This is a genomic window from Kaistia sp. SLG-1, assembly GCF_059699055.1.
This window is the reverse complement of record NZ_AP048544.1, coordinates 4,523,529-4,539,477: the sequence shown is the minus strand read 5'-3', so window position 1 is coordinate 4,539,477 and position 15,949 is coordinate 4,523,529. Positions and strand designations below refer to the sequence as shown.

The window sequence follows — 15,949 nt, the reverse complement described above, 5'->3', positions numbered from 1 at the left end:
CCAACCCTCTCCCCCTGGGGGAGAGGGAGCGCGCCTGCGGTTGTCGCTGCGGTTCGGGATCGATGAAGCGCGCCGGCCAAAAGCCCTCTCCCCTTGCGGGAGAGGGTGGGGTGAGGGCCTTGCTTTGGCTCGAAGGGTCTTTTCTCGGGGGGAGGGCCAAGGATCCGGCCGTTGCAGCCTTCCGTTGCATGGATCCCGGCCTTCGCCGGGATGACGGCGGAGCGTGGGGTGAAGAACCCTCACCCCAACCCTCTCCCACAAGGGGAGGGGCGCGCGCCTGCGCTTGTCGCCGCGCTCGGGATCGATGAAGCGCGCCGGCCAAAAGCCCTCTCCCCTTGTGGGAGAGGGTTGGGTGAGGGGGCTGCTTGGGAAGGCAGGTTTGTCCAAACCTTCGAGGCTTCGAGCCTTCCAGCCTATCAACCACTTCCGCCATCATCCTGAGGTGCTTCGCGTGAGCGAAGCCTCGAAGGACGATCCAGTAGAGCGCTGCAATGCTCGGACGAAATCTGCCCGCCGCCTCCTCAAAGGGGGCGTTTCCTGGACCCTCCTTCGAGGCCCGGCTGTGCCGGGCACCTCAGGATGATGGTGGAGGTTTGTTCGGGAGGACGGTCTCGGCGACCGATCGACCGCGGGAGCGTGGGGTGGCGCGAAGGTCGTCCGAGAGCGGGTGGTCACGGCGCTACCAGTATCGCCCATCCGCCCGCCGGTATTTTTTCCGCCTTTCATCGGATACGATCCGGCAGCGATTCCGCCCTGAGACCCCTTTGGCTAAAAGCAGTTCATGACCCAGAACCTCTCCGCCCTTCTCCCGATCGTGAAAGCCGCGCCGGTCGTCCCGGTGCTGATCATCGAGGACGTCAAGACCGCCGTGCCGCTGGCTCGCGCGCTCGTCGCCGGCGGCCTGACCGCGCTTGAGGTGACGCTGCGCACCCCCGCCGCTCTCGACTGCATCCGCGCCATCAAGGCCGAGGTCGAGGGCGCCAATGTCGGCGCCGGCACGATCCTGAACCCGAAGCAGTTCGACGAGGCCGTCTCGGCCGGCTCCAGCTTCCTGGTCAGCCCCGGCGCCAGCCCGAAGCTGATCGCGCATGCGGCCGGTTCGCCGGTGCCGCTGCTGCCGGGCGTCGCCACGGCCGGCGAGGCGATGTTCCTGCTCGAGGAAGGCTACGGCGCGGCAAAGTTCTTCCCGGCCGAGCAGGCCGGCGGCGCGCCCTATCTGAAGGCGCTGGCCTCGCCGCTGCCGGGGCTGCAGTTCTGCCCGACCGGCGGCGTCAGCCTGAAGAACGCGCTGAGCTACCTGTCGCTGCCGAACGTCATGTGCGTCGGCGGCTCGTGGGTGGCCCCGGCCGCCGCGATCGCTGCCGGCGACTGGGCGGCGATCACCACGCTGGCGCGCGAAGCGTTCGAGCTCCGCGCCGCCTGAATTACGGATCGTCCTTCTGTAGAAGGGCGCCGCCTGCAAAGATCTCCAGGGATCCGGAAGGCCCGCTCCGCAACGGCAGGATGAGACAAACGGGCCGCTTCTGCGCTGCGCAGGGGCGGCCTTTTTCTTTCGCGCCAAACGATCTCGCCGGAACGATTCTGTCCGTTCGGTCGCCATCTTGCCTTGTCGCGGCAATCGGTGCTCACTACTTCCCCCATGCGTATGGACGCGGTTCCAGATAGGGAAGAGTGAGATGATCGACGGCAAAAGCATTCTCGACCAGCTACTCGGCGCGGCAACCGGGGCAGGCGGCGGCCAGGGACAAGGCAGCTTCGGTGATCTCAGCCGGATGAGCGGCTCGCTCGGCAGCGGCGGCGGCCAGCCGGCCGGCGGCGAGGCGGGCGGCCTCGGCGACCTTCTGGGCAGCGTTCTCGGCGGCCAAGGCGGTCAGGCCGGTGGCCAGGGCGGCGGCGCCGGCGGTCTTGGTGATCTCCTCGGTGGCATTCTCGGCGGCAACGGCAATTCGGCCGCCGGCGGTTCCGGCGGGGGCGGCATCGGCGACGTCGTCGGCAAGGTGACCGAATACGCCAAGCAGAATCCGGGCCTTTCGACCGCGGCGGCCGGCGGCCTCGCGGCGGTTCTCTTCGGCGGCAAGGGCCCGAAACTCAAGGCCGACGCGCTGACGCTGGGCGGTCTCGCCGCGATCGGCACGCTCGCCTACAAGGCCTACCAGCAATACAAGGTCAACAATCCCGACGCGCCGGCGAGTTCGGCGCCGACCGGCACCCCGGCGGCGTTGCCGCCGGCCGATTCCGCCTTCCATCCCGCCAATGCCCCGGGTGGCTCCGATGCGGTTGCGCTCTCGATCGTCTCGGCGATGATCGCGGCGGCCAAGGCCGACGGCAGCATCGACGCCGACGAGAAGCAGAGGATCCTCGGCAAGCTCGGCGAGGGCGGCCTGACCGGCGAGGAGCGCGAGTTCCTCAACAAGGAGTTCGCCGCTCCGCTCGACATCAACAAGATCGTGGATTCGGCCACCGGTCCCGAACACGCGATCCAGCTTTATGCCGCGTCGATCCTGGCCATCAATCCCGACCATCCGGCCGAGCGCGGCTATCTCGACATGCTCGCCGCCCGCCTCGGCCTCGACGCCGACCTGAAGGCGTCGATCGAGAAGGCGGTCGCCGGCGCGTCGGCCTGATCGCCCCGATGCTTACGGAAAGGGCGCGGAACCGGTCGGTTCCGCGCCCTTTCTTTTGACTGCGATCCGCCGAGATCAGGCCGCCTTGATGTTCGCCTGCAGGAATTCGTCGATGCGGGCGATCGCCTTGCGGATGTTTTCCGTCGAATTGGCGTAGGAGAGGCGGATATAGCCCTCGCCATAGACGCCGAAATCGGGGCCGCCGATGGTGGCGACGCCGGCCTGTTCCAGCAGCGCCGAGGCGAGCGGCTTCGCCTTCCAGCCCGTCGCCTTGATGTTCGGGAAGGCGTAGAACGCGCCCTTGGGCGTTGCGCAGGTGATGCCGGCGATCTTGTTCATCTCCTCGACGACGACGGCGCGGCGGCGGTCGAACTCGGCCACCATCGCATGCACCGCGTCCTGCGGGCCGGTCAGCGCCGCGAGGCCGGCGAACTGCGCCGGGGCGTTGACGCAGGACCAGCAATTGACCGCCAGCTTGCGCACCTTGTCGATCAGCGCCGTCGGCCAGACCGAATAGCCCATGCGCCAGCCGGTCATCGCGTAGGTCTTGGACCAGCCGTCGAGCAGGATGACGCGGTCGCGGATCTCCGGATAGGAGAGCAGCGAGGTGTGCTCCAGCCCGTCATAGATCATCTGGCCGTAGATCTCGTCGGACATAATCGCGACGTCGGGCCACTTGGCGAGGCCGGCGACGAGCTTGTCGATCTCGGCCTTCGGCGTGACGCCGCCGGTCGGGTTGGCGGGCGAGTTCAGGATGATCAGCCGCGTCTTCGGCGTGATCAGCGCCAGCGTCTCCTCGGCCGAGAAGGCGAAGCCGTTCTCCTCGCGGATCGGCACCGGGATCGGGTTGGCGCCGGTGAACTCGATCATCGAGCGATAGATCGGGAAGCCGGGATCCGGATAGAGGATGTCGGCGCCGGGCTCGCCGAACATCAGGATCGCCGCGAACATCGTCACCTTGCCGCCGGGAACCACCACGACATTGTCGGGCGATACCGGCGCGCCGGTGCGCTTCGAAACGTCGGCGGCGACGGCCTCGCGCAGCGGCAGGATGCCGGTCGCCGGCGTATAGCCGTGCTCGCCGTCGCGCAGCGCCTTCACCGCCGCCTCGACGATATGGTCGGGCGTGCGGAAATCGGGCTGGCCGATGCCGAGATTGATGATGTCGCGGCCCTGGCGCGCCAGGTCGGTGGCGCGGGCGAGCACGGCGAAGGCGTTCTCCTCGCCGATGCGTTCGAAGTTGGCGACTGTCTGGAACATTTCTTTCCTCCCGGGCTATGTCTTTGCGGGGTATGATTTTGTTGATGGCCGCGACGACACGGCCATTGATTTCGTATGATGTTTCAGCGCATCCTCAGGCCAAAATCAAATCCGATTTTCCGGGAGAGCCTCTTACCATGTCGTCCACCACACCCCGCAAGCTTCGTTCCCAGTCCTGGTTCGACAATCCGGACAATCCCGGCATGACCGCGCTCTATATGGAGCGCTATCTGAACTACGGCCTGACCCGCAAGGAACTGCAGTCCGGCAAGCCGATCATCGGCATCGCGCAGACGGGTTCGGACCTGTCGCCGTGCAACCGCCATCACCTGGTTCTCGCCGAGCGCGTCCGCGAGGGCGTGCGCGAAGCCGGCGGTCTGGTCATGGAATTCCCCGTCCATCCGATCCAGGAGACGGGCAAGCGTCCGGGCGCCGCGCTTGACCGCAACCTCGCTTATCTCGGCCTGGTCGAGCTCCTCTACGGCTATCCGCTCGACGGCGTCGTGCTGACGATCGGCTGCGACAAGACGACCCCGGCCTGCCTGATGGCCGCCGCCACCGTCAACATCCCGGCGATTGCGCTGTCGGTCGGCCCGATGCTGAACGGCTGGTACAAGGGCGAGCGCACCGGCTCGGGCACGATCGTCTGGAAGCAGCGCGAGCGCCTCGCCGCCGGCGAGATCGACTATGAAGAGTTCATGGAGATCGTCGCCTCGTCGGCGCCGTCGACCGGCTATTGCAACACGATGGGCACGGCGTCGACGATGAACTCGCTCGCCGAGGCGCTCGGCATGCAGCTGCCGGGTTCGGCCGCCATTCCGGCGCCGTACCGCGAGCGCCAGCAGATCGCCTACGAGACGGGCAAGCGCGCCGTCGAGATGGTCTGGGAAGACCTGAAGCCGTCCGACATCATCACCCGCGAGGCGATCGAGAACGCCATCGTCGTCAATTCGGCGATCGGCGGCTCGACCAACGCGCCGATCCACATCAACGCCATCGCCCGCCACATCGGCGTCGACGTCACCGTCGACGACTGGCAGACGGTCGGTCACAAGGTGCCGCTGCTGGTCAACCTGCAGCCGGCCGGCAAGTATCTGGGTGAAGACTACCAGCATGCCGGCGGCGTGCCGGCCGTCGTCAACGAGCTGATGAAGCACGGCCTCATCCATGAGAATGCGATGACCGTCAACGGCAAGACGATGGGCGACAACTGCCGCAACGCCGAGATCGAGCTGCCGGACGTCATCCGCACCTTCGAGACGGCGCTGGTGCAGGACGCCGGCTTCATCGTGCTGCGCGGCAATCTGTTCGACAGCGCGATCATGAAGACCAGCGTGATCTCGAAGGAGTTCCGCGACCGCTACCTGTCGAACCCGAACGATCCGGAGGCCTTCGAGGGCCGCGCGATCGTGTTCGACGGTCCGGAGGACTACCACCACCGCCTCGACGATCCCGAGCTGAACATCGACGAGAACTGCATCCTGTTCATCCGCGGCACCGGCCCGATCGGCTATCCGGGTGCGGCCGAGGTCGTGAACATGCAGCCGCCGGCAGCCCTCATCAAGCGCGGCATCCTTTCGCTGCCCTGCATCGGCGACGGCCGCCAGTCGGGCACGTCGGGCTCGCCCTCGATCCTGAACGCCTCGCCGGAAGCCGCCGCCGGCGGTGGCCTGGCGCTGCTGCAGACGGGTGACCGCGTCCGCGTCGACCTGAACAAGGGTTCGGCCAATATCCTGATCTCGGACGAGGAACTGGCGGCTCGCCGCGCAGCCCTCAACGCCGCCGGCGGCTTCCCGATCCCGCCGAGCCAGACGCCGTGGCAGGAGATCCAGCGCGCGCTGACCGACCAGCTCGCCGACGGCATGGTGCTGAAGCCCGCGGTCAAGTACCAGCGGGTCCACCAGACCTACGGCATCCCGCGCGACAACCACTAAGCGGCATCGGGAAAGCCCAGGCTTTCCCGACATCTTGCTCTCTGCATGACCGGCCCTCGCGGCCGGTCATGTCGTTTTGGGGGGATGATGCAGCCAGCGCGAAAGGCCGGTTGAGGTGCAGATCCTCTTGAGATGTAGATCCTTGCGCCTCCGTATCTCCCATCCGCGCCGTCATCCCGGACGCAGCGAAGCGGAGATCCGGGATCCATTCAGCCGGAGCATCGGGTGTCTGGCACGGCAAGGATCGCGGCTGCATGGATCCCTGCCTTCGCCGGGATGACGGCGGAGGATGAGGCTATCGCCGGGAACTTTCTCCGCCCAAGGCTCGCCCATCATCCTGAGGTATCAGGCGAAGCCGGGCCTCGAAGGAGGGTCCAGGGAACGCCCTTCACGGAACGCTCCTCACCTCTCCCTGAGGGAGAGGTCGACGCACGAAGTGCGGCGGGTGAGGGTTTACGGCCTCAAAAGTCAGATCTCCGTCGCGCCTTATCCTGAGGGTTCCCTAACCCCTCACCCGGCTCTTCGAGCCGACCTCTCCCTCAGGGAGAGGTGAAGGGGAGGGAGGTCGCCACGCGGAGCACGGCCCACGGGCAGGGCTCCGTCGCCCCGGCGAAGGCCGGGGCCCATGAACACCGGCCAGGAAGCATTGGGCCAGCTCTATCGTCACGGGCCGGTGTGTCTGGATCCCGGCCTTCGCCGGGATGACGGCGGAGGATATCTCGGGGATCTCTCGCATTCCCAAAACTCGACCATCATCCTGAGGTGCCCGGCGAAGCCGGGCCTCGAAGGAGGGTCCAGGGAACGCTCTTCACGGAACGCTCTCCACTTCTCCCTGAGGGAGAGGGGAGCCGAGATTACCCCGGGGGGAAAGACGCGCATTCCCTCCCCCTTGTGGGGAGGGTTAGGGAGGGGGTACCACCTCGCTGGTCTCGGGAGAGCGCGAATTGCCTTCGGATGGATCGGCGCCAGTACCCCCACCCCGACCCTCCCCACAAGGGGGAGGGGGCCACCGCTGGAGCCTCCTTCGAGGCTTCGCTGACGCGAAGCGCCTCAGGATGATGGTGGAGCCGTTCGATCGGCCTAAAGGAGCCAGGGCGTTTTCGACCTCCCTCGAGGAGCGGCTCAAGACCAAACCCGGCAGAGCTCTCTGAGGATCGCTCCGGGACGGATATCATCCGGATCGATCTTGCCTTAATTGTCGTCATTCCCATTCCGTTGGAGGCTCTCTTGCCGCGTCTGAGAATTTCGCCCGAGGGCATCGGCACGCATTTCTGGCTGGTTCCGGACAACAAGCCCGCCTATGCGATCGAGCCGGACGATCTCGACCTTTCCGATGATCTGCTCGACCGGATCGAGGCGTGGAGCGACGCCTTCGACGCTATCTTCGATCCCGAGGATCCGAAGGGTTCGCGTTTCCCGAGCGCCGAGGCGGAAGTGGTCTGGCGCGCCGAAGGGCAGATGCTGGTCGCCGCGATCCGCGACGAACTCGACGACGACTGGGACATCGAGGCTCGGTTCTGATTTTTTGGCGCATCGGGAGAGGGACGTCATGGGTAAACTCAACGCCACCTGGCACGAAGCCCATCCGATGCCGCCAAACGCGACGCTCGACCAGCGCGTCGACTGGCATCTCGCCCATGCCGAGAATTGCGGCTGCCGCGCCGTGCCCCGCTTGATCGCCGAGGAACTGGCGCGGCGGGGGATCAACCTTCCGCAACGGCGCGAAAGCGGCGCGGATGCATCGACATCGGACGCCTGATCGCTAAGATCGGCGGGGGTCGAGGGCGAGGAACACCATGACATCGATCGCGGCGCGTCGCGCCAATTTCCGCAAGCTGCATGACGCGGGCTGCTTCGTCATGCCCAATCCATGGGACGTCGGCAGCGCCCGGCTTTCCGCCGGCCTCGGTTTCCCGGCGCTGGCGACGACCTCGGGCGGCTTCGCCTTCAGCCGCGGCCTGCCGGACGGCGCCGTCGACCGCGACACCATGCTGGCGCATATCGCCGAGATCGTTACGGCAACCGAGCTGCCGGTGAACGCCGATTTCGGCAACGCCTTCGCCGACGCCGCCGAGGCGGTTGCCACCAATGTCGCGCTTTGCGTCGAGGCGGGCGTCGCCGGGCTTTCCGTCGAGGACATGGCGGCGGATCGCTCGCTCTATGAATTCGACCACGCGGTCGACCGGGTGCGCGCGGCGCGCGCCGCCATCGACGCGGCCGGGCCGGACGTGCTGCTGACGGCGCGCAGCGAGGCGCTACTCACCGGCCATCCCGGCGGTCTGGACGAGGCCTGCCGCCGCATCGCCGCCTTCGCCGAGGCCGGCGCCGACGTGCTGTTAGTGCCGGGCAAACTCGATGCCGCCTCTATCGCCCGGGTGATCGACGCCGCCGGCGGCAAGCCGATCAACGTCATCGCGCTCGATCCCGCGCAGTCGATCGCCGATCTCGCCGAGGCCGGCGTTCGCCGCGTCTCGCTCGCGACCGCGCTGGCGCGTGCCGCCTATGGCGGCTTCCTGCGCCTTGCGCGCGAGGTGGCCGGGACGGGCAGGTTGACCGAACTCGCCCATGCCGAGCCCGGCGCCGAGCTGAACCGTTTCTTCGCGCCCTTCGCCGGAGGTTCGCAATCGTGACATCCGAAACCTATCCGGTCGGCGTCGCCGTCGACCCGACGCCCGCGCCGCGCCCGGCTCGCGTGCCGCTCGAGGGCCGCTACGTCGAGATCGTGCCGTTCGACCTCGCGGCGCATGGCCGCGACATCTACGAGCTATCGGCCGGCGCCGCCAATGATGGCCTCTGGGCTTATCTCGGACACGGGCCCTTCGCCGATTTCGATGGTTTTTCGGCCTATTACGCCGAGGCCGCGAAGAAGGAGGATCCGCTCCTCTTCGCCATCCTCGATCGGGCGACGGGCAAGGCGGTCGGGCACGCCACCTATCTCCGCATCGCGCCGCAGGATCGCGCCATCGAGGTCGGCAACATCCTGTTCACGCCCGCGCTGCAGCGCACCGTCGGCGCCACCGAGGCGATGTATCTGATGGCGCGGCACGCCTTCGACGATCTCGGCTATCGCCGCTACGAGTGGAAGTGCAACGATCTGAACGCGCCGTCGCGGCGCGCGGCGAAGCGCTACGGCTTCCGCTACGAGGGCACGTTCCGCCAGCACATGATCATCAAGGGCCGCAACCGCGACACCGCCTGGTTCTCGATCCTCGACCACGAATGGCCTCGCGTGAAAAAGGGCTTCGAGGCCTGGCTCGATCCCGCCAATTTCGACGCCGAGGGCCGGCAGAAGACGAGCCTCGACTGCGGGGCGGAGACGTGAGCCAGCCGCGTCGCGGCGGTCCGGAGGATCGCGCGGAGATCGAGGCGCTGCAGCGGGCCGCCTATGCGCCGAACCGCGCCAGGCTCGGCGTCGAGCCACTGCCGCTTCTGGCCGATTATGCGGGTCTGTTCGCGAGCCACGAATTCTGGCTGCTCGACGGAGACGCGGGTCTTTTGGGCGCGCTGGTGCTGGAAATCCGGCCGGAGGACCTCCTGATCTGGAGCGTCGCGACATCGCCGGAAGCGCGGGGTGAGGGCGTCGGCAACCGGCTGCTCGCCTTCGCCGAGGCGCGGGCGCGCGAGTTCGGGCTTTCGACGCTCCGGCTCTACACGGGCGAAAAGCTCGTCGACAACATCGCCTGGTACCGGCGACACGGTTACGCGATCGAAAGGCGGGAGGAGCTCGCCGATCGCGTCCTCATTCACATGATCAAGACAACAAGCTGAGAAGAACGGGAGAGAATTCATGACTGGACGTCTCACGGGCAAGCGCGCCTTTCTGACGGCGGCGGGCGCCGGCATCGGCCACGCCACGGCGCTCGCCTTCGCGGCCGAGGGCGCCTACGTCATCGCGACCGACCTGAAGGCGGAAGGGATGGCCGATCTTAAGGCCGGCGGCGTCGCCGAGGTGCATACGCTCGACGTGCGCTCGACCGAGGCGGTCGATGCGCTGGCCAAGCAGGTCGGACCGGTCGACATCCTCTTCAACTGCGCCGGCTTCGTGCATCACGGCACGGTGCTGACGACCTCGGATGACGACTGGGACTTCTCCTTCGACATCAACGTCAAGGCGATGCACCGCACCATCCGCGCCTTCCTGCCGGGCATGTTGGAAAAGGGCGAAGGCTCGATCATCAACATCTCGTCGGGCGCGAGCTCGGTGCGCGGCATCCCGAACCGCTACGCCTATGGCGCGTCGAAGGCCGCCGTCGTCGGCCTGACCAAGGCGATCGCCGCCGACTATATCCGCCAGGGCATCCGCGCCAATTCGATCGCGCCCGGCACGATCCAGTCGCCCTCGCTCGACGGCCGCATCGCCGAGCAGGCGGAAAAGCAGGGCAAGACGGTGGAAGAAATCCGCCAGCAGTTCATCGACCGCCAGCCGATGGGCCGCCTCGGCACGGCCGAGGAAATCGCGGCGCTCGCGATCTACCTGGCGTCGGACGAGTCGCGCTACACGACCGGCCAGGTTTATCTGTCGGATGGCGGTTTCTCGCTCTGAGGGGGCTCTGCTTGCAGGCGTCATCCCCGCGAAGGCGGGGATCCATGCAGCCGGGTATCGGGGCATGCGAACTCCCCAGGACTTCGGCTGAATGGATCCCGGCTCGGAGGCCGGGATGACGGCGAGCGTGGGGCGATGGCGGCGCGAAAGGCCGGAATGTGACTCCAGGCCGGCACTCTATTCACCTCTCCCTCAGGGAGAGGTGAAGGAAAACCCCCTCCCGCGTGCGGGAGAGGGGATTTCACAAACCCTGGAGCGCCTTACTTCTTCTTCCAGCCGGTGAACGGCGTCTCGTGGACCGGGCTCAGCGGCGGCTTGTCGTCGGCGAAGGCGAAGAGGTTGTCGATGACGCGCTGGCCCATGGCGTTGCGCGTGTAGACCGAGGCCGAGCCGACATGCGGCAGCAGCACGACGTTCTCGAGCTCGATCAGTTCGGCCGGAACCTGCGGCTCCTTCTCGAACACGTCGAGGCCGGCGGCGAGAATGCGCTTCTCCTGCAGGGCCTTGATCAGCTCCGGCTCGTCGACCACCGTGCCGCGGCCGATATTGATCAGTACGCCCTCGGGGCCGAGCGCGTCGAGGACGGCGCGGTTGATCACCTTCTCGGTCGAGGCGCCGCCCGGCAGCACGGAGAGCAGCGTGTCGACTTCCTTCGCCATCTCGGTCAGGTCGGCATAGTACTTGTACGAGACGTCCTCGGCCGGACGACGGTTGTGGTAGACGACCTTGACGTCGAACGCCTCGAGGCGGCGGGCGATGGCCTTGCCGATGCGGCCGAGGCCGACGATGCCGACCGTGCGGTCGCGCAGCGAGCCGCTGAGCCGGTAATTGCCCGAGGGCCACTTGCCGGCGCGCAGATAGCGCTCGGAGGCGGAGAGTTCGCGGACCGTCATCAGCAGCAGGCCGAGCGCCGTGTCGGCGACTTCCTCGGTCAGCACATCCGGCGTGTTGGTGACGATGACGCCCTTGGTCGCCGCGTGCTTGGCATCGACCGCGTCATAGCCGACGCCGAACGAGGCAATGATCTCGAGCTTCGGCAGCTTGTCGATCAGCGCCGCGTCGACGGCGCCGCCGACGGCGACAGCCTGGATGCGGGGCGCGATCTCGGCCAGCGTCGCGGCCGGGTCCTTCGCCTCGTAGAGCCGATGCACGACGAACTTGGCGTCGAGGGCATCGTTGATGTTCTGCTGCATGCGGCCGGGCATGAGAAGTTCTGGCCGAGACATGGACGCTCCTTGGATGTGGCTGCGCGCGATCCCGGCCGGCGCGTGCCTCGGCCGGATCGCTGTGATCGATAACAGGAAAATCCGATCGCCGCGTCGGGAAACGGCCGGACGATCGAATTCGATGGACATTCCTGGACGGACAGGCCGCTCGCCGCCTTGTCCTGAACCCGCGACGCACTCTAATCTGCGAACGAAATCAAATGCAAACACCCAGGAAGGGGTTGCTGCAATGGCGAACCGCACCGTTGGCTTCATCGGACTTGGATTCATGGGCGAGGGGATGGCGACCAACCTCCTGACCAAGGGCAATCCGCTGCTGGTCATGGCCAACCGCCGCCGCGAGGCGGTCGAGCGCCTGGTCGCGCTCGGCGCCAGCGAGGTCAAGACGCCGGCCGAAATGGCGCGCGGCGCCGACGTCATCTTCCTCTGCGTCACCGGCTCGTCCGACGTCGAAAACGTGATCGAGGGCGCCGACGGCATCCTCGCCGGCGCGCGCAAGGGCCTGATCGTCGTCGATTGCTCGACCGCCGAGCCGACCTCGACCACCCGCCTCGCGGGCCGGCTGGAGGCGATCGGCGCGCATTTCGTCGATGCGCCGCTCGGCGGCACGCCGGCGAACGCGGCGGCCGGCACGCTGCAGGCGCTGGTCGGCGCCTCCGACGAGGTGTTCGCCTCGATCGAGCCGCTGATCGCCTGCTGGGCCGCGACCATCGTGCATGTCGGCCCCGTCGGCGCCGGCCACAAGATGAAGCTGCTCAACAACTTCCTGTCGCTCGGCTATGCCGCGCTCTATTCCGAGGCGCTCGCCGTCGGCCAGAAGGTCGGCATCACGCCGGACACGTTCCATTCGGTGATCAGCAAGGGCCGGATGCGCTGCGGCTTCTACGACACCTTCATGAACTACGTCATCGATCGCAACGAGAACGCCCATCCCTTCACCATCTCCAACGCCTACAAGGACCTGCGCTACCTCGCCTCGATGGCCGACGACGCCCGCGCCGTGAACACGCTGGGCGAGGCGGTGAAGAACAATTTTGCCGCGATGGCGGCGTCGGGCCAGGCGGAGAAGTTCGTGCCGATGATCGCCGACTTCATCGCCGCCCAGAACGGCACGAAGCTGAAGGACTGAGGCCGCGTCTCTGTCTTCACCTCTTCCATGGCGAGAGGTCGGGCCATAGGTCCGGGTGAGGGGGTACGTGCTCTCCGGAGGATTCACGAACCTCTCACCCATCGGCCCACGTGCCCCGCTCGCCGTCATCCCGGGCTTGACCCGGGATCCACTCCGCCGGGTTGCTGACCGCGCGATCCTCCCGAGGGCGCAGCCGTATGGATCCCGGCCTCCGCCGGGATGACGGGGAGCTTTCGGGTCGCGCGAGGGTGTCTGTGCCGGCCCCGCTCCGCCATCATCCTGAGGTGCTTCGCGCACGCGAAGCCTCGAAGGAGGATCCAGAGTAGCTCGGGGTTGCGGCCGGGATCCGTCTCACAGTCCTGTAGGTGTTCCCTGGACCCTCCTTCGAGGCCCGGCTTTGCCGGGCACCTCAGGATGATGGCTTGTGATTTGGATGGAGGGGGAGCCTCCCCAGCGAAACCTCTTGGGCAAAATCGGCGTAGAATGGTTGGGCCCGGAAAGAGGGCGGCCGTTTTGACCGCGTGCCGGGCCGGCGGAGTCCGGCCATGTCTGCGATTTCCGAACAAGGCGTTCCTGAACGCCGCCTGATCTACCGCCACCGACTGGCGGTCCGGATCACGCACTGGATCAATGTCCTCTGCATCGCCGTGCTGCTGATGAGCGGCATGCAGATCTTCAACGCCCATCCGGCGCTCTATCTCGGCCAGCGCTCGCATTTCGATCATCCTGTGCTCGCCATGCGGCAGGGGGCGGATACGGAGAAGCCGGTCGGCGTCACCACCCTTCTTGGCCACGACTTCACCACCACCGGCGTTCTCGGTGTCTCGCGCGAGAATGGCGAATGGGTCGAGCGCGGCTTCCCGAGCTGGGCGACGCTGCCGAGCTATCAGGATCTCGCCACCGGCCGGCGCTGGCACTTCTTCTTCGCCTGGCTGTTCGTCGCCAACGGCCTCGTCTATCTCGCCTGGAGCGCGGCCAGCGGCCATCTGCGCGAGCTCGTGCCGTCGCGCGACCAGCTCCGCCATATCGGCGGCTCGATATGGGAGCACATGCGGCTCCGCTTCCCGAAGGGCGAGGAAGCGCGGCACTACAACGTGCTGCAGAAGCTCGCCTATTTCGGCATCGCCCTCGTCGTGCTGCCGCTTCTCGTGCTGGCCGGCCTCACCATGTCGCCCGGCGTCGATGCCGCCTTTCCCTGGCTCGTCGATCTCTTCGGCGGCCGGCAGACGGCGCGCACCATCCATTTCATCTGCGCGACGCTGGTGGTGCTGTTCATCGTCGTCCACCTCGTCATGGTGCTGGTCTCCGGCGTCTTCAACAATCTGCGCTCGATGATCACCGGCCGCTATGTCATCGAGCCCGAGGAGAAGTCCGATGCGCGCTGAGAAGGGTCTGGATCGTCGCGGCTTTCTGAAGCGGTCGCTCGTCCTCGGCGGCGCGCTGCTACTCTCCGGCTGCGAGGAACTCTCGAATGTCGACTGGGTCCGCCGCATGCTGGTCCGGGCCGAGACGCTGACCCGCACGGCGCAGCGCGCCGTCCTCGGCCCCAACGACATGGCGCGCGAATATAGCGAGGCCGACATCTCGCCCGACTTCAAGCCGAACGGCAGCATCGATCCGCAGGACGCCGATTACCTGGCGCTCTCGGCGAACGGCTTCGTCGACTGGCGGCTCAAGATCGGCGGGCTGGTGGAGCGGCCGGCGGAATATTCGCTGGCGGATCTGCGCGCCATGCCGTCGCGCACCCAGATCACCCGGCACGACTGCGTCGAGGGCTGGAGCTGCATCGGCAAGTGGAAGGGTGTGCCGCTGAAGGCGTTGCTCGACAAGGCCGGGCTGAAGCCGGAGGCGCGCTACATCGTGTTCTACTGCGCCGATACGCTGGAGCAGACGCTGGCGGGGGACTCGAAATACTATGAGAGCCTCGGCTTCGAGGACGCCTATCACGCCCAGACCATCCTCGCCTACGAGATGAACGACCAGCCCTTGCCGGTGCCGCATGGCGCGCCGCTCAGGCTCCGGGTCGAGCGCCAGCTCGGTTACAAGATGGCGAAATACGTCATGCGCATCGAGGCGGTGGCCGGCTTCGCCGACATCGACGGCGGCAAGGGTGGCTTCTGGGAAGATCGCGGCTACGAATGGTATGCCGGGATCTGAGGGGCGGCTCATTCTTCAACGACGGAACCTCGCGCCTGAACCCTCCCCTTGAGGGAGGGTCAAGACCGCCTCGGGCGGTCTTGGGGAGGGGGTCTTCGTCGGATTTGCGCAAGCCGCGGGGACGACACCCCCTCCCGAAAACGCAAAGGGCGTTTTCGACCTCCCCTCAAGGGGGAGGTTCCAAAAAGAGGTTCGCCCGCCATCCAGGCATCCTGGGCCGGACACCGGGGCTGAGCGGCGCGGGTGACGGCAGCGGGCGGCCATGCCAGTCTGACTTTCCTGTCTGGTCAAAGCTCAGGTGCCTCATGCCGATCAACCATCTCCTCGATCTCGGTTCGGACGTCGCCATCGTCACCGGCGCCGCGGCCGGCATCGGTCGCGCCATCGCGCAGACCTTTGCCGAGGCGGGCGCCGCCGTCGTCGTCACGGATCTGAAGCTCGAGGGCGCGCTCGCGGTGGCCGACGCGATCACCGCGGCGGGCGGAAGGGCGATCGGTCTCGAATGCAATGTCACGGAGGACGCGCATCTCGCTGCCGTCGTCGACGCGACGATCGCCGCCTATGGCCGGCTGACGCTGCTCGTCAACAATGCCGGCGGCGGCGGCCCGAAGCCGTTCGACATGCCGATGAAGGATTTTCACTGGGCCTATGCGCTGAACGTCTTCGCGCCGTTCCGGCTGATGCAGCTCTGCGCGCCGCACATGCGGGACGCCGGCGGCGGAGCGATCCTCAACATCTCGTCGATGGCGGGCGAGAACAGGAACCAGCGCATGGCCTCCTATGGTTCCTCCAAGGCCGCCGTCAATCACCTGACCCGCAACGCCGCCTTCGATCTCGGCCCGATGGGCATCCGCGTCAACGCCATTGCGCCGGGGGCGACCAAGACCGATGCGCTTGAGAGCGTGCTGACGCCCGAGATCGAGCAGGCGATGCTGAAGCACACTCCGCTCGGCCGGCTCGGCCAGCCCTCGGATATCGCCAATGCGGCGCTGTTCCTCTGCTCGCCGGCGGCCGCATGGATCAGCGGCCAGGTGCTGACCGTCTCCGGCGGCGGCACGCAGGAACTCGACTGACGA

The 15,949-nt window shown here is 67.0% G+C and carries 15 protein-coding genes; 13 read left to right on the top strand and 2 right to left on the bottom strand.

Features of this window, described 5'->3' with window-relative positions:
* Window positions 1-781 precede the first annotated feature (781 nt).
* On the top strand, window positions 782-1,423 hold the full coding sequence (locus AC6HZP_RS21125) for a 2-dehydro-3-deoxy-phosphogluconate aldolase (protein WP_201400899.1): 642 nt from the start codon (window positions 782-784) through the stop codon (window positions 1,421-1,423).
* 253 nt (window positions 1,424-1,676) lie between these two features.
* Window positions 1,677-2,624: a tellurite resistance TerB family protein gene (locus AC6HZP_RS21120; protein WP_201400898.1), complete on the top strand. Its 948-nt coding sequence runs from the start codon at window positions 1,677-1,679 to the stop codon at window positions 2,622-2,624.
* Between the two features lie 75 nt (window positions 2,625-2,699).
* Here the strand turns inward: AC6HZP_RS21120 and AC6HZP_RS21115 are convergent, their stop codons facing one another.
* Window positions 2,700-3,884: a pyridoxal phosphate-dependent aminotransferase gene (locus tag AC6HZP_RS21115; RefSeq protein ID WP_497524421.1), complete on the bottom strand. Its 1,185-nt coding sequence runs from the start codon at window positions 3,882-3,884 to the stop codon at window positions 2,700-2,702.
* 137 nt (window positions 3,885-4,021) lie between these two features.
* Between AC6HZP_RS21115 and AC6HZP_RS21110 the strand changes: the two genes are divergently transcribed.
* The 7 genes from AC6HZP_RS21110 to AC6HZP_RS21080 all read left to right on the top strand — a co-directional run bounded on the left by AC6HZP_RS21110 (window position 4,022) and on the right by AC6HZP_RS21080 (window position 10,361).
* The gene (locus AC6HZP_RS21110) at window positions 4,022-5,818 is read left to right on the top strand and encodes an IlvD/Edd family dehydratase (protein WP_201400896.1); all 1,797 of its coding nucleotides are present in this window, start codon (window positions 4,022-4,024) and stop codon (window positions 5,816-5,818) included.
* Between the two features lie 1,227 nt (window positions 5,819-7,045).
* Complete coding sequence (locus tag AC6HZP_RS21105) at window positions 7,046-7,339, top strand: immunity protein CdiI family protein (protein ID WP_201400895.1); 294 nt, start codon at window positions 7,046-7,048, stop codon at window positions 7,337-7,339.
* 28 nt (window positions 7,340-7,367) lie between these two features.
* A complete protein-coding gene (locus AC6HZP_RS21100) occupies window positions 7,368-7,577 on the top strand; it encodes a hypothetical protein (RefSeq protein WP_497524420.1) in 210 nt (69 codons plus the stop codon).
* 37 nt (window positions 7,578-7,614) lie between these two features.
* Entirely contained in the window at window positions 7,615-8,448 is an 834-nt protein-coding gene (locus AC6HZP_RS21095) for an isocitrate lyase/PEP mutase family protein (RefSeq protein WP_497524419.1), read from the top strand.
* Window positions 8,445-9,140, top strand: coding sequence for a GNAT family N-acetyltransferase (locus AC6HZP_RS21090; RefSeq protein ID WP_497524418.1), 696 nt, complete (start codon window positions 8,445-8,447; stop codon window positions 9,138-9,140). The genes AC6HZP_RS21095 and AC6HZP_RS21090 overlap by 4 nt, the downstream gene beginning before the upstream one ends.
* Window positions 9,137-9,586: a GNAT family N-acetyltransferase gene (locus tag AC6HZP_RS21085; protein WP_497524417.1), complete on the top strand. Its 450-nt coding sequence runs from the start codon at window positions 9,137-9,139 to the stop codon at window positions 9,584-9,586. Before AC6HZP_RS21090 ends, AC6HZP_RS21085 begins: the two co-directional genes overlap by 4 nt.
* A 19-nt stretch (window positions 9,587-9,605) precedes the next feature.
* Complete coding sequence (locus tag AC6HZP_RS21080; protein ID WP_497524416.1) at window positions 9,606-10,361, top strand: SDR family oxidoreductase; 756 nt, start codon at window positions 9,606-9,608, stop codon at window positions 10,359-10,361.
* A gap of 260 nt (window positions 10,362-10,621) precedes the next feature.
* On the opposite strand, the gene AC6HZP_RS21075 is transcribed toward AC6HZP_RS21080, so the two are convergent.
* Window positions 10,622-11,587, bottom strand: coding sequence for a 2-hydroxyacid dehydrogenase (locus AC6HZP_RS21075; RefSeq protein ID WP_497524415.1), 966 nt, complete (start codon window positions 11,585-11,587; stop codon window positions 10,622-10,624).
* On the opposite strand from AC6HZP_RS21075, the gene AC6HZP_RS21070 reads away from it, so the two are divergent.
* From AC6HZP_RS21070 to hdhA, 4 genes are all read left to right on the top strand, one after another.
* Entirely contained in the window at window positions 11,541-12,716 is a 1,176-nt protein-coding gene (locus AC6HZP_RS21070; RefSeq protein WP_497524414.1) for an NAD(P)-dependent oxidoreductase, read from the top strand. The two genes, AC6HZP_RS21075 and AC6HZP_RS21070, sit on opposite strands and share 47 nt — an antisense overlap.
* 545 nt (window positions 12,717-13,261) lie before the next feature.
* Window positions 13,262-14,101 carry a cytochrome b/b6 domain-containing protein gene (locus AC6HZP_RS21065; RefSeq protein ID WP_497524413.1) on the top strand — a complete coding sequence of 280 codons (840 nt, stop codon included), beginning with the start codon at window positions 13,262-13,264 and terminating at the stop codon, window positions 14,099-14,101.
* Window positions 14,091-14,873 (top strand): molybdopterin-binding protein, encoded by a 783-nt coding sequence (locus AC6HZP_RS21060; RefSeq protein WP_497524412.1) that lies wholly within the window; start codon window positions 14,091-14,093, stop codon window positions 14,871-14,873. Before AC6HZP_RS21065 ends, AC6HZP_RS21060 begins: the two co-directional genes overlap by 11 nt.
* 305 nt (window positions 14,874-15,178) lie before the next feature.
* The gene (gene hdhA / locus AC6HZP_RS21055; protein ID WP_497524411.1) at window positions 15,179-15,946 is read left to right on the top strand and encodes a 7-alpha-hydroxysteroid dehydrogenase; all 768 of its coding nucleotides are present in this window, start codon (window positions 15,179-15,181) and stop codon (window positions 15,944-15,946) included.
* Window positions 15,947-15,949 lie beyond the last annotated feature (3 nt).

What these genes read in the sequence shown, in the direction of transcription:
- AC6HZP_RS21110 (WP_201400896.1), top strand. Translation starts at nt 4,022, where the DNA reads ATGTCGTCCACCACACCCCGCAAGCTTCGTTCCCAGTCCTGGTTCGAC.
- AC6HZP_RS21095 (WP_497524419.1), top strand. Translation starts at nt 7,615, where the DNA reads ATGACATCGATCGCGGCGCGTCGCGCCAATTTCCGCAAGCTGCATGAC.
- AC6HZP_RS21120 (WP_201400898.1), top strand. Translation starts at nt 1,677, where the DNA reads ATGATCGACGGCAAAAGCATTCTCGACCAGCTACTCGGCGCGGCAACC.
- AC6HZP_RS21065 (WP_497524413.1), top strand. Translation starts at nt 13,262, where the DNA reads ATGTCTGCGATTTCCGAACAAGGCGTTCCTGAACGCCGCCTGATCTAC.
- AC6HZP_RS21100 (WP_497524420.1), top strand. Translation starts at nt 7,368, where the DNA reads ATGGGTAAACTCAACGCCACCTGGCACGAAGCCCATCCGATGCCGCCA.
- hdhA (WP_497524411.1), top strand. Translation starts at nt 15,179, where the DNA reads ATGCCGATCAACCATCTCCTCGATCTCGGTTCGGACGTCGCCATCGTC.
- AC6HZP_RS21060 (WP_497524412.1), top strand. Translation starts at nt 14,091, where the DNA reads ATGCGCGCTGAGAAGGGTCTGGATCGTCGCGGCTTTCTGAAGCGGTCG.
- AC6HZP_RS21115 (WP_497524421.1), bottom strand. Translation starts at nt 3,884, where the DNA reads ATGTTCCAGACAGTCGCCAACTTCGAACGCATCGGCGAGGAGAACGCC.
- AC6HZP_RS21070 (WP_497524414.1), top strand. Translation starts at nt 11,541, where the DNA reads ATGTTCTGCTGCATGCGGCCGGGCATGAGAAGTTCTGGCCGAGACATG.
- AC6HZP_RS21080 (WP_497524416.1), top strand. Translation starts at nt 9,606, where the DNA reads ATGACTGGACGTCTCACGGGCAAGCGCGCCTTTCTGACGGCGGCGGGC.
- AC6HZP_RS21075 (WP_497524415.1), bottom strand. Translation starts at nt 11,587, where the DNA reads ATGTCTCGGCCAGAACTTCTCATGCCCGGCCGCATGCAGCAGAACATC.
- AC6HZP_RS21125 (WP_201400899.1), top strand. Translation starts at nt 782, where the DNA reads ATGACCCAGAACCTCTCCGCCCTTCTCCCGATCGTGAAAGCCGCGCCG.